This window comes from Xanthomonas codiaei (genome assembly GCF_002939785.1).
Lineage (GTDB): Bacteria > Pseudomonadota > Gammaproteobacteria > Xanthomonadales > Xanthomonadaceae > Xanthomonas > Xanthomonas codiaei.
Genome location: NZ_MDEC01000052.1, coordinates 1 through 13,516, shown reverse-complemented (window position 1 = coordinate 13,516; position 13,516 = coordinate 1). Strand labels below are relative to the sequence as shown.

7 protein-coding genes and 1 pseudogene are annotated in these 13,516 nt (G+C 56.4%); 3 read left to right on the top strand and 5 right to left on the bottom strand.

Annotated elements, in window-relative coordinates; genetic code table 11:
- Positions 1-63 precede the first annotated feature (63 nt).
- Positions 64-783, bottom strand: a complete 720-nt coding sequence (locus XcodCFBP4690_RS21475; RefSeq protein ID WP_104544264.1) for an RHS repeat protein — start codon at positions 781-783, stop codon at positions 64-66.
- 16 nt (positions 784-799) lie between these two features.
- Here XcodCFBP4690_RS21475 and XcodCFBP4690_RS21470 point away from each other — a divergent pair.
- A pseudogene (locus XcodCFBP4690_RS21470) lies at positions 800-970 on the top strand (integrase core domain-containing protein); the annotation flags it as partial.
- 66 nt (positions 971-1,036) lie between these two features.
- Here the strand turns inward: XcodCFBP4690_RS21470 and XcodCFBP4690_RS21465 are convergent.
- The 4 genes from XcodCFBP4690_RS21465 to XcodCFBP4690_RS21440 form a co-directional block, all read right to left on the bottom strand.
- Positions 1,037-1,414 carry an Imm10 family immunity protein gene (locus tag XcodCFBP4690_RS21465; protein ID WP_146092009.1) on the bottom strand — a complete coding sequence of 126 codons (378 nt, stop codon included), beginning with the start codon at positions 1,412-1,414 and terminating at the stop codon, positions 1,037-1,039.
- A 10-nt stretch (positions 1,415-1,424) separates the two neighbouring features.
- On the bottom strand, positions 1,425-2,927 hold the full coding sequence (locus XcodCFBP4690_RS23230) for an RHS repeat-associated core domain-containing protein (RefSeq protein ID WP_104544266.1): 1,503 nt from the start codon (positions 2,925-2,927) through the stop codon (positions 1,425-1,427).
- Between the two features lie 561 nt (positions 2,928-3,488).
- A partial coding sequence (locus XcodCFBP4690_RS23490) for a DUF6531 domain-containing protein (protein WP_430523619.1) occupies positions 3,489-6,270 on the bottom strand: 2,782 nt, incomplete at its 3' end.
- 631 nt (positions 6,271-6,901) lie between these two features.
- Complete coding sequence (locus XcodCFBP4690_RS21440) at positions 6,902-11,905, bottom strand: IPT/TIG domain-containing protein (protein WP_104544258.1); 5,004 nt, start codon at positions 11,903-11,905, stop codon at positions 6,902-6,904.
- A gap of 248 nt (positions 11,906-12,153) precedes the next feature.
- On the opposite strand from XcodCFBP4690_RS21440, the gene XcodCFBP4690_RS21435 reads away from it, so the two are divergent.
- Entirely contained in the window at positions 12,154-13,194 is a 1,041-nt protein-coding gene (locus tag XcodCFBP4690_RS21435; protein WP_104544256.1) for a cytochrome-c peroxidase, read from the top strand.
- A gap of 62 nt (positions 13,195-13,256) precedes the next feature.
- A partial coding sequence (locus tag XcodCFBP4690_RS21430) for a transposase (RefSeq protein WP_146092005.1) occupies positions 13,257-13,516 on the top strand: 260 nt, incomplete at its 3' end.

Below are 13,516 nucleotides of genomic sequence, written 5' to 3'. Positions count from 1 at the left end.
AAAACGTTTCTTCACGTCCAATCTCCGTCGGGTAGGGAATTGGACTCCAAACTGCGGTGCTACTCAAAATCGGGGGGACGTCGCCCGGCCCATCGCGTCATATTCGCGACGAGTGACATTGCCACTAGAATCTTCAGTTGCGATCAGACGGCCAAACGAGTCATGGCGGAAGCGGATCGTCCGTCTGAGCGGGTCGGTCACGCCGACCAGGTCGTAGCCCTCGTAGTGCAATTGCTGGCTGCGCTGCAGCGGATCGGTCGATTTGACAAGCTGTCCAGCCGCGTTGCACTGGAAGGTCGCGACGCGATTCAGCGGATCGGTTACCGACGCCACACAACGATTGGCGTAGGTCAGGCGGGTCACCCGATTCAACGGATCGGTGATCGTGGCGAGATCACCGTCGGCGGTGTAGGTCATGCGAACTACGCGTGCTTTCGGAGTGCCGGGTAGCGATGTGACCTGCGTCGTCTGACCGTCGGCGTTGTAGACATATTCGATCCGACGCCCCAACGGATCGACGCTGGCCGTTAACTGACCATAGCTATTGCGTTGGTAGGTGACGGTCTGCGCCCTGGCAGTGCCATAGGCAGATGTCTCTGACGCAGGGTAAGGAGTGGCGGCATCGAAGACGATGCGCCGCTTGCTTCCATCCGGTTCGGTGACCAGCGTGCCGCTTACGCCATCGACCACGTGGGCGTAGTCGATACTGATCTTGCCGCCGTCCGCTTGCGTCTGCCTGATCACCCGACCAGTGGAAATGCCATTGACGACTTCAAACTCCACCTACGCCGCCTAACCGGTTGAACGCTTCAATAGGAGCTATCGGTGTGGCGTGATGGACATGCAACTCTTCCGCACGCTGAGCAAAGTTTGCGAGCAGACCAAGCAGTGGCTGGCCGACAACAACCAACAGATACCCCAAGAGGGTTCGGGCGGACTAACGCCCGCCGAGTTCGGCACTCAATATTGACCACAGACTTCTAATTTTAACTGGAGTTGAATTATAGGGTTCGACAAAATAACAGCATCCAAAAAACTACTTAATAAACTTTACTCCATCAGCTTGACACATTTCTGCAAGCGACTTCTTTAGCTTCTCCATTTCCGCCTCTTCAGGCAAATTCACCTCAATATCGCCCTCTAATTCAAGTTCACTTCTTGCTGCGCTTGAAATATTTAACTTCAGTTTAATTCCTTTAATTTCTATACACTCAACCCCTCCATATCTTGATTTTTCACCAGCTATTTCTATATGCATTTTATCCAGGCCCAATGCTTTGTCTTGAGCGTCAGGGAACTTGGTCCTTTGCAGGATTAAAAATTTAGATGGATTACTTGGATCGTCAACTAGCCCAACAACCACTGCATACCCATCATCTTCCACAGAAATATCTTTAGCATTAAAAGAATACATTTTATCCACCTCAGTTTCCAGTTGCCGTCCAGCGCTGCGTTGATCCTCCCGCACGCCACTGGTATTCGATTGTTGCGCCCGTTTCTGCTGCTGCTCTATTCATATAACCTTTGCAGGATGGGCAGGGTGGCCTCTGACCAGTGATTGTCATTGTGTCCCCTTGCTTGAGCGGAATGCTTTGTACAGCACGAGCCTCTGTATGTGAAGCCAGAGTGTTTCTTGGAAATCCAAGGGCTTGCTCTGCAGGTGTCATGTTCCCACTCACAAGTCTGTCATGGCTCAGAACCTCTCCACCAGGCCCCCTGACCATCACATTTGCGTTGTGGCGGTTTGGGACGACTCCTACTGGGCCAGTTCTCTTCAACGCCCCTTTCGTTGCACTTCCATAGCCCCCGCCAGGCAAAAACATTCCACCAACAAACATTCCAGCAGTTAAAGCTTTCTCGTTTGTGCTAGCACATGGGTCCATCAACGTCTTGCCAGTGTCGTACGCATCATAGACTGACAAGCCAGCCTCGATGACAGCCCAGATGACTGGGATGGCAAACCACGCAAAGTGTCCGGAGGGGTCATTGAAGCTGACTGGGTTGCCCAGCGCGTATGCGTAGAAGTTTGCATCGCCGCCCGCGAATCCGTAGGAGTCCTCGCTGATGAAGCGGCCCATTTCTGGGCTGTAGTAGCGCGCTCGGTAGTACTGCAATCCGCTCTTGTCGAGCTCGCGGCCGGTGTACTGGTAGGGATTGTCTGAGCTACCGCCAGTGGCCTGGGCCTGGCCATACGGTGTGTAGTCGTAGCGGCGGACGACAGCACCTGTGGCGTTGGTCAGCGCACGCGTGCTACCCAAGTTGTCGGTCAGGTAGTACGTCCGCCCATTGGCATCGTTGCGCGCGAAACGCTGATCAACGCCCAAACCTGTCAGGATCGGATTGACCGTGGTCCCGACCTTCTCTTGCACGGCGTTCTGGCCGTCGTACAGGTAACTAGTGGTCGCTCCGCTCTCTGTCTTGCTGAAGCGGCGGCCCAACGCGTCGTAACCAAAGCTGGCAATCGAGGTCGTGCCCTGCTTAATCTGGACAAGCTGATCACGGACGTTCCAGACATACGTGCGCGTGCCATCCGAAAGCAGGTTGCCGTTGTCATCGTAGGTCAGGGCTTGGCTGTTGTAGCTCAACTGCCGGTTGGCATCATCGAAGCCGTTTGTACCTGTGCTAGCAGCCGGTAGCGCCTGACTACCGAAACCGCCGGTCTGGGCGACGATCTGGCCAAGCGGGTTGTAGCCATAGCCGATACTGCCAATAGAAGCTTGGCCTGCCTTTTGCCAGGCCAGTCCGGTCAGCTGGTCGGCATTGTCATAGGTGTGAGCAACCGCGACCCCGTTGGGTAGCGTTGCCAAACTCAGACGATCGACATCGTCATAGTCAAACAGCACGGTTTCCGTGCCTTGGGTGATCCGTCGCAGGAGATCAGCGTTGTCGTAGGTGTATTCAACCTTCGGCTGGGCCGCCGCCAACATTTCCTTGCGACGCCCTACAAGGTCGTACGCGTAAGTGACATTGCCTTGAGGGGTGGACGCAGCAACGACTGCGTCATAATCGTCGTAGTCCCAACTCAATGCACCTGCCGCTGCAGTATCGACCAACGTGCGCAGGCGATTTCCTGCGTCGTAGGTTGCTGTGATGGTGTTGCCGTCTTGATAGGTCGTTGTCGTTGCACGCCCCAACTCGTCATAAAGGAAGCTGACCACCCTCTTCATGCGATCGGTGTGGGTCTTGACCCGATCGGCGAGATCGTAGGTCCATGACTCGACCACACCTTTCGCATCGGTACGGGTCAGTAGCCTGTCGCGTTGGTCGTAGGTGTAGGTGATTCCGTTGCCATTCGGAAGCAATACAGCATCGACATTGCCGTTAGCGTCGAAGCCATAATCAATCGCACCGCCCTGGGCATCAATGACCCTTTTCACCCGGCCCATCGCGTCGTACTCGCGACGAGTGACATTGCCACTGGGATCTTCAGTTGCGATCAGACGGCCAAGCGAGTCATGGCGGAAGCGGATCGTCCGTCCAAGCGGGTNGCGGATCGGTCGATTTGACAAGCTGTCCAGCCGCGTTGCACTGGAAGGTCGCGACGCGATTCAGCGGATCGGTTACCGACGCCACACAACGATTGGCGTAGGTCAGGCGGGTCACCCGATTCAACGGATCGGTGATCGTGGCGAGATCACCGTCGGCGTTGTAGGTCATGCGAACCACGCGTGCTTTCGGAGTGCCGGGTAGCGATGTGACCTGCGTCGTCTGACCGTCGGCGTTGTAGACATATTCGATCCGACGCCCCAACGGATCGACGCTAGCCGTTAACTGACCATAGCTATTACGTTGGTAGGTGACGGTTTGCGCCCTGGCAGTGCCATAGGCAGACGTTTCTGACGCTGGGTAAGGAGTGGCGGCATCGAAGACGATGCGCCGCTTGCTTCCATCCGGTTCGGTGACCAGCGTGCCGCTGACGCCATCGACCACGTGGGCGTAGTCGATACTGATCTTGCCGCCGTCCGCCTGCGTCTGCCTGATCACCCGACCAGTGGAAACACCGTTGACGACTTCAAATTCGTTCAACAGCAGGCGATGGCCACGCTGGTTGACGATCGACTCAATCCGGTGCTGAGCAAGTGTGCTGCCCTGCAGACGAACCTGGAAGTTGTATTGTTTGAATGTCGCGTCCGGGTACGTCGCTTTGGAGAGCAGGCCGTTGGCGTCATAGGCGTATGACCACTGCCTACCGGTATGGTCGCGTAAGGTCTTGATCCGGTTGCTCGCGTCGTACTCGATCGCCACAGAGCGCCCAGTCGGCGAGATGATGTTGGATACCAGCCCTGCGGTGTACGCCAACGTTGTCCGATTGCCATAGCGATCCTCGATCCAGCGGACGCGAATATCGTTCCAGCTGGAGAACTGCATGCGCGAACCGTCGCGCAAGGTGAGCAAGAATGCGCGTCCCCAGGGTTGGGTCGGATCGGAATCGAAGACAGTCTTGAGCAAGGCGCCCGCAAAACGGGTATTGGATCCAGCTTGTCGCCATTCTCCCTGGTTGCCACTTCCCGAGATTCGGTCAAAGCGAACAGACGACCCGTTCGGGAGGACGAGGTCCATGACGTCGTAGTTAGTGGTATCGGGGCGATTGAGCGTGTAGCCCCAATTCCACGACATGCCGATGCCGAACTCGCGACGCTTGAGGTCATGCGGCCGGTAGTTGCGCGAGATCGTGATCGGAACGATATCGCTGATGACGACGTCGGTTTCGGCGTGGGTGAACTCGCCCGTCTTGAGATCGATCGGGTCGCCTGCGATGGCAGCATCGCCACTGCAGCCGCATTCACCTGAGTTATCTGCCGCAAGACCCCATTCGCTGGGTGGATCGTTCCCAGGAACACTGAACATCCCGCCCATGGTCTGGTGCAGCGCCACACCACGTTCGGGCACGAAATGCCGGCCATCTTCGGACACATTGCCCCGGCCGTAGACGCGCCAACCTTCGGTCGGGTCATAGATCCAGAAGTTGGCTTCGGTGCCTGCCTTGTAGCCATCGTAGTTCGGGTAGTACACCCGGATGCCGTTATTGGCGCCAGGCACCAATCCCCGCACCTGCGCAGCCCCGGGCTCCACGGTGAACGCCATCGGGTGGTTTTCCATCACCGGGAATGGCGCGCGATTGACCGGCGTCGGGACGATCGCCAGCTCGTTGACCAAACGCCCCTTGCGGTCGTGAATCACCGTGCCTTTGGGAATATGCAGCTCAAGCCCCGGGATGTCCGGATGACCAACTACCATGTCCTGTTGGAGTGGTGAGGGAATCCGGATCTTGTCCCGGACACTAATCTTTGGCAGATGCATCAGGTAGGGCAGCTCGTTCAACTGACCCTGCTTGACTTCCACACCGACCACGAACTGGCCGTACTCTTCACCCGAGTGATTAGCGGTACTGCCGTCGACGTAGAGCTCCTGGTGGCCAGATGGTACGTCGAATAATGCAAACCAGCCGTGCGCGTTGGTGCGCGCTGTTGTGCTACCAATGCTTACTTCGACATTTGCAACAGGCATTTGGTCGACACGCACCACGCGCCCACGGATGGCGGTGAGCTTATGCCGGGCCGCACTGCGCGAGGCGTACTCACTCTTTTCAACTGCCAGGCTCTCACCGTAGATACGCCAGCGGCTGTCGGTATTGTCCCGCCCTGGGTACCAGACTCCGTCTTCAACGAGACCGTGGGCCCTGCATGGTTGATAGCCGGACTGGTCTTGCTTGCAACCATCCTTGCCACCACTAACACCCGTCACTGCATGGGTTGCATCATCTTGATCTGCCTCCGCAGGCAGGACTGGAGTCTTCTGGCCTGATGCATCCAGTGTCGCTGTGCCGAAGTCAATCGCGACCAGCGGCTGCAGTTGGCCCGACGCGGTACGAACACCATCGATCATCAAGGTGTAGTGCGAGCCCGGGAATAGCGAACGCTCTGGGTCAATGAAGACCAAGCGCCCGTTTTCGACCGGCGAGACCGCAACCGATACTGCGCCACCTGGACCAACCAGGGTGACCTTTTCCGTTGTCAGATCTGCCATCCGGACAGGCTGCGTGAACCGCACCGACAGGCGTTGCTCTGGCGAAACCTCCTGGTCACCTTGTGCTGGCATAGAGCCAGCCAGACCGGCAGGCTGTCGGTCTACACCTGCGCGGACCTCCTGCGTGAAGCGCCCTTCGGTAGCGCCAAACACCAACTCGCGAGCTACAACACGGCCATCGCTGTCACGACCGCCTAAGAGACGTACACGCCCATCTGCCTGCAACGAGGCCGAGTGCTGCATCCTGTCGATGAACGTCTCTTCACTCAAGGAGAGAGCACGGTTGCTGACCTCGTCCCATAGCTCGGCACCCAGCTTGCTATCGTTCGTCTTGCCTCCGGCGAAGAGCACTCGTCCGTCGCTGAGAACCGTGGCGCTATGACCCGCACGTGGCGAAAGCGTCAAGTCATGCGCCGGCTCAAGCGTCTGGATGCCAGGGTTGAACCATAAGCCATCGCGCAAAAGGTGCCCTTGGAGGTCCGTGCCTCCCCAGATCAATACCCGCCCGCTTGGAAGCAGAACAACACTCGGATTGAGGCGATGCTCCGGTAAGCGGTGAGTACGTGTCATGCCTGACCCGTTCAAAGCACCAACGGAAAGGGACGATCCGTCTGAAGCGAGCTTTAGCTGCTGGCCAGTGGCCAACGACAAGCGCTGTTCTCGTCCTGCCAGCACGGGCTCGCTGCTGCCGGCACGGGCAACGCTAGGCTGAGCAGTCGGGATAGATGCTGCCTCCAGGTGCCCGACCGAACTTCCGACGGACACCAACCCAATAAGTAGCCCAAATACAAAGGACTTGCCGCTACCGCCAAACCAGGACGTGATCATGGATATTCCTTTCCGCATTGTCCTTCGCCTTTTTTTCTATCCGGTCCTACGGGGCGCTATTGAGCGTGACACTGGCAGTTGCCGTACTGCCCAGGCCTGGGTTCGCATAAATCCAGTAGGTGCCAGATTCCGGAAGTGTAAGAGTCACGCTTCCGCTGGTTACTGGAACGACCGAAGCTATTTGGTAACCACTCCTACGGTCACTTGGCTTGTAAATGCGATAGCTTACTGACCTTCCGGCTGGCATCGTGGTCTGCCCTGCGATCTGCAACACCAGCTTCTCTCCTTGCGTTCCAGAGAAGGTAAGCAAACCATCTTGACCACGACGAGATAGATTTAGCCCCAGCGGGATGCCGCGAGCTAGAACAGCAGACACGCTGGACGACAGCGTCGCTTTGAACTGCATCATCTGCCCTTCAACGCTAGGCACCACCAGCACACTGTAAGTTCCTGCAACAGGATTATAAACATCAATATCGCAGCCGCCGTTTGAAACGTAGCAGTAAGTCTCATCACCCATAGCTGCCCCGCTCGGCGAGTAAGCGTAGATCCGTACGTAGGTACCATTACTTACCGCAAGATCACTCACAGAAAAACCAAGATGTTGACCGGTATTCGCTTCAAATCGAAAGTGAGCGGACTGTGCAGGCAGTGCAGCCGTGAACTGAGCTACGGCACCATCCTGCACCATTCCACTTGTCGTACCAGTTGACAGGGTTACCTGTGCAGTAGCCGTTGCGCCAAACGCCGGATTTGCCGACACCCAGTAGATTCCCGTCTCGGGAAGTACCAGATTTAAAGCGCCGCCTGTCATTACCGTCAAACTATCGATGTAGTAACCAACTCGACGATCACTTGGCTTATAGACTCTATACCTGACAGATCCACTTGAAGGGTAGGTAGATTGGCTAGCCACCTGCAGTGCTAGGCTCTCCCCCTTGACTCCAGAGAAGGTCATTAGCGCATCTTGACCACGACGATTCAATTCAAGTGCTATCGGCGTATCGCGCACTAACTGGGCCGTGGCGCTTGACGACAATGTTGCATTAAATTGCATCGCTTGCTCCAGGCCAGCTGGAACAACAAGCACGCTATACGTCCCTGCGATAGGATTATAAATATCTATATCGCATCCACCATTTTCGACATAACAGTACGTCTCGTTGCTAAGCCCGGACCCGTCAGGAGCATATGAGTAAATCCTCACATAATCCCCGCTACTCAGGACTAGGTCACTCAACCCGAATCCAAGATGCTGACCAGCAGTAGCATTAATGCGGAAGAAAGCTGTTTGACCAGGAAGTGCCGTCTCCACCGAAGTAGGAGTTCCGTCCTGCCGCAGACCAGCACTCGTTCCTGTCGATAGAGTCACCTGCGCAGTTGTAGCAGCGCCGTAATCGGGATCTGCGACCACCCAATAAGTACCCGTCTCCGGAAGCGAAAGATTCATTGCTCCACCCGTCTCAGGCGTGGTCAGATCGATGTAATAACCCCGTCTGCGCTCACTCGGCTTATAAACCTCGTATCGGACAGATTTACCTGCCGGCACGGTAGATTGACCCGCAACCTGCAATGCAACTGTTTCGCCCTTTGTACCGTTGAACGTCATCAACGCATCCTGACCGCGTCGATTAAGACTGAGCATAGACGGCACGTCAGGCGACAAGACAGATTGGGCACTTGACGATAATGTCGCCTTAAACTTCATTTTCTGCTCTGTACTGCTAGGCACAACCAGCACGCTATAGGCTCCTGCTACAGGATTGTAAATATCGATATCACAGCCGCCATTCACGACGTAGCAGTAGGTATCGTTTCCAAGGCTGGCCCCATTTGGCGCATAAGCATAAACCCTGACGTATGTTCCGCTACTCAGCATTAGGTCGCTCACCGCGAACCCTGAGTGCTGACCCGCCGTTGCTTCGATCCTGTAATGGGCCGTCTGTCCCGGCTGGCTCCCGGCGAACTCTGCTGCTGCACCATCGTTCACCATTCCACTGGTGTTGCCCGTGGATAAGGTCACCTGTGCAGTGGTGGCAGCACCGTAGTCTGGATCCGCCAATACCCAATAGGTACCCGTCTCCGGAAGCGAAAGATTCATTGCTCCGCCCGTCTCAGGCGTGATCAGATCGATGTAATAACCCCGTCTGCGTTCACTCGGCTTGTAAACCTCGTATCGGACAGATTTCCCCGCGGGCACAGTGGATTGGCCCGCAATCTGCAATGCGACTGTTTCGCCCTTTGTACCGTTGAACGTCATCAGCGCATCCTGACCGCGACGATCAAGGCTCATAGTGAGCGGATTATTATGTGATAGACCAGTAGTTAATATAGAGGACTGCGTCGCTCTAAATTTCATCGTTTGCGATGTGGTTGCAGGCCTTACGACTATGCTGTAGCTACCAGCAACAGGGTTGTAAAAATCAATGTCGCAACCGCCATTGGCAACGTAGCAGTATGTTTCACTGCTAAGACTCGAACCGTTAGGAGCATATGCATTGATACGGACATGCGTTCCTGCGTTGACCTCCAAGTGACTCAGGCCAAAGCCCAGGTGCTTACCTGCGGAGGCAGGAATAGTGAATGAGACGCTTGCACCAGCCACTGTCTGATACTGGCCAATGCTGCCATCTGGCTCCATCTCTCCGAGGACACCTGCTTGCAACATCAGTGAAGCAGAAGCAGTGGCACCGTATTCTGGATCAACGAGCACCTGGTAGTTACCCGCCACCGGCGCGTCAATCAGCAGCGTCTTTTCGTTGGAGGCATATCCCGATGCAATACCAGCGCCGTTGGGTTGATACGCTCGGTAGTAGACACCCCTGCCCGCCGGCGTCGCTGTTTGACCCATGATCTTCAGCGCGATTACTTCTCCGGCAGTCGCAGTGAACGCCAGCCGCGCATTCTGGCCCCGCTTCGTAATCGCAAGCGGAGTTGCGACATTGCGCCCCATTGCGATCGAAAGATCCGATGAGACCGTAGCGTTGAAGCGCATTGTCTGCTCGCCCGCCATCGGCAGGATTTCAACACCATGCACACCCGACCCGAGGTTGGGGAGGTTCACATCACAACCATCATTAGCCGCGTAGCAAACGGTGTTGGCAAGTAGGTTGCCATCAGGCTTGTAGACATTGATTGCAGCGGTGGTGCCGTTCGTGATCGCCAGCCCGCTGATGCCTAGGCCGAGACTCTTACCGGCGCTAGCAGTGATGGTGAAATAGACCCCTTCCCCAGGCGAAGTCGTAAGGAAATTTTGGCTCGCGCCATCCAGCACAATGCCCGTAGTGCCCGTGGAGAGCTTCACTTGCGCCTGTAGCGTTTCACCAAACTCAGCATCAACAAAGATCTGATACTGGCCAGCGGCAGGCAAGGACAAGTTCATGGCCACGCCCGTGATAGCAGCCACCGACTTCCATAGCGCACCGTCTGGGCTGTAGATACGGTAGTAGGCCGTTCTTCCGACAGGAGTTGTGGCCTGTCCGGATACAAGCAAGCCTAAGGTTTCACCCGCAGCGCCCGAAAAGAGCAGCCGCCCGTTTTGACCCGGCCTACCTAGCGCCAAGGCATATGCGGTGTCACGTGTCAGAGTCGCCTGCTTGTCTGTCGATAACGCAGTCTGGAATCCGAGTAGGCGGGTACCTGCAGCGGCGGGTGTGACTAGGACGGTGTGCCGACCCGTTTGCAGCCCAGACACATTCAAGCTGCAGCCGTTGTTCTTCTGAGCGCATTGCTGGAAAGCAACCTGGCCACCGTCTGGTCCATAGACATTGACGGTCGCCGTATCCCACGCCACAGGATTTGCGGTCTCAGCGAGCCCCAGCCCAAGCGGCACGTTAGACTGGGCATCCAGCAACAGCCGCTTGCTCTGCCCGGCTATTGTAGTCACGACGCTCTGCAACGCGCCATCAAGCGCCAGTGTTGCAGCGCGCTCGATCTGCAAATTCAAACTAAGCGGTGCCGACTTGGCAGTCAGCACTAGTAGATGCGTTCCCGCACCCTTGAGCTTGGGCATATGAAAGCTAGGGGTGCCGGCCGAGGCAGTACCCCACGCGAGACGTTTGTTGTCCATACCGTACAAGGCATAGTCAACAGTGCCAGCGCCAATTGCAGAGAACTGTGCGCTCAGGTAATCGTCACCACGGGAATCGAACAAGACGGCGGTTCGCTGCCCAGTCGTGGTGGTGGAGATGTTTTGAGCACCGCCATCGACGGCCAGACGAATCGCCCCTTTTACCTCGGCAGCATCGATATCCGCTGGGACAACGACAAGGTCATCCGCACTGGTTGCCGTTCCATAAGGAGTCGTGACATAGACCTTTCCGCTTCCGGCCGAGGCTGGCACAGGGAAGACAAGCTGAGTGTTGCTTACTTGACTCAATACAACCGGGCGCAACCCTAGCCTTGTGCTTGTCTGTCCAACAATGGGCTGCAGGGATTTGCCAACGACAGTAATGGCAGTACCGGCCGATGCAATCCGCGGCGTGATTGAGCTGATCTGCGGCAAACGGCCTTGCGCATCGACCGTAAAATTATCGGTAGTGCGTGCGCTCTTGGTCCCTACGGTGACTGAGAGCGGCCCAGTTGTTGCTCCGTTCGGCACAGCCACGGTGAGAGAAGAAGTTGATGCAGCTGAGACACTGCTGGCGACGCCATTGAAAGTGACCGCATTCTGGCTAGCAGTCGCACTGAATCCTTGACCGCTGATGCGGACCAAGTCACCTGGGCCACCATGACGCGGCGAGAAATCGAAGATGGCAAGGTCACCTGCCTGAAAACGCTCGATCTTGGTGATATTGCCAAGTTTGTCGTACTGGTAGCGTGCGGCCGCGCCCGCGTCATTGGTTACGGCAACCAGGCGGCCATTGCTATCATAGACAAAGGAAGTCGCTAATGCCGCGCAGGTACAGAACAGCAGCGCGAAGAAAATGATGGCTCGAAGGCTCAAGGGCAATACCCTCTCGACCTTCTGAAAACATGAGGACAGCGGTTGACTCAGGAAACCGAGATACCGTCCAAGGTGCAGTCGAACCCCACGTTGCGGAACTTCCATGCCCGTTCTACTCAGTTGATGTGCTGATGCGTCCAACAGCACTCGGGCGCGAACATTGAGCGCGCCACCATGCCTTCCCTTGGCAAATCTTCAACGCACATAGTAAAGACAGATGGGGAGATTTGTGTCAAGCGGCGGCATTTGTCGCGCACCCAGCGATACAAGGGGGTGCCAAAGGGCTGGACGCGGCACCAAACTGCTCAGGTAAGATGGGGGCCTAAAGTCAAGGAGGACTCGTCGTGTGGATCATGCGCCGCCAGCACCGACGCCTTATGCTATGGGGGATCCTAGCGACGACATTGCTTTTGTTCGGATGCACTCCTGATGCCACTCCGAACATGCGAGCGTCGAAGCAGGCGGAGCTTGGGAAAGTTCTCTTTTTTGATAGCTCGCTGAGCCTAGATCGGCAGGTAAGCTGCGCGACCTGTCACGTCGCTGCAAAATCTTTCACCGATGGACGCCCAGTCTCTGTTGGTGTTCACGGTAGAAGCGGCACCCGGAATGCTCCAGGATTACCCGAGGTACGACTCTACTCGGAGTTATTTTGGGACGGGCGCGAAAGGAAGCTCGATGCTGCGGTTTTGCAACCCTTGACGAATCCCAAAGAGATGGGAAATTCAGGTCTTTATTCTCTCTTAGACCAGATCAATACACAGGATCGCTACAAGTCACTTGCGCAGGAAAGCTTCGGGGTCGCATCACTTAACGAAGAGCGTCTTGGTATTGCTATAGAAGCATACCTGCGCTCACTCCCAATGCCTGCCACGCGATACGATCTCAGCGTCACTACACCTTCGCTTCTCAGTGAGGAAGAAGCCGCTGGCCTTGCCTTGTTCCGTGGCAAGGCTGCATGTGCTGGCTGCCATACACTTGCCGGTACGCCTGCAGCTTTGACAGACCAGCTCTACCATCACACTGGTGTTGGTTTTGAACAGGTCGCCGGCGATGTTGCAGGAATGCTGAGGCGCCTAGACGATGCGAAAAGGCAAGGTCAGCCGATCGGCGATGTAGTGCTCTCAGACGCCGATGTTGCCGAGCTTGGACGATTTGCGGTGACGCGACGCCCCTTGGACCTGGGAGCCTTTCGAACACCGACGCTTCGCAATGTCGCCCTGACAGCTCCCTATATGCACGACGGGAGTATTGCCACGCTACGGGAAGCAGTTGAGCGTGAAATCTACTACCGGAGCCTGAGTCGCGGAATGGCCATCAATTTGACTGTCACAGAGCAACAGCAACTGATCGCGTTCCTAGGCACGTTCACGACGGCGGATTCGCAGGCGAACTAGGAAAGGTCTGATCAACTCACCACAGATGCGCGACACTACCGCCTCATGTAGAGGATTCATCCATGCAGCTGACGTTCGGTGACGCTGAGGGCCTGGGCAAGCGCAAGCAGACCCGGCGCGAGATCTTCCTGGCCGAGATGGAGCAGGTTGTTCCGTGGCAGCAACTGCTCGGACTGATCGTGTCGCACTACCCGGTGTCGGGGCGGCCCGGTCGACAGCCGTACGCATTGGCGACAATGTTGCGGATTCATCTGCTGCAGCAGTGGTATGCGTTGAGCGATCCGGCGATGGAAGAAGCGCTGCACGAGATTCCGACCTTGCG

Excerpts from the sequence above, each read along its gene's own strand:
- XcodCFBP4690_RS21465 (WP_146092009.1), bottom strand. The coding sequence starts at position 1,414 with ATGTATTCTTTTAATGCTAAAGATATTTCTGTGGAAGATGATGGGTAT.
- XcodCFBP4690_RS23230 (WP_104544266.1), bottom strand. The coding sequence starts at position 2,927 with ATGTTGGCGGCGGCCCAGCCGAAGGTTGAATACACCTACGACAACGCT.
- XcodCFBP4690_RS21440 (WP_104544258.1), bottom strand. The coding sequence starts at position 11,905 with ATGGAAGTTCCGCAACGTGGGGTTCGACTGCACCTTGGACGGTATCTC.
- XcodCFBP4690_RS21435 (WP_104544256.1), top strand. The coding sequence starts at position 12,154 with ATGCGCCGCCAGCACCGACGCCTTATGCTATGGGGGATCCTAGCGACG.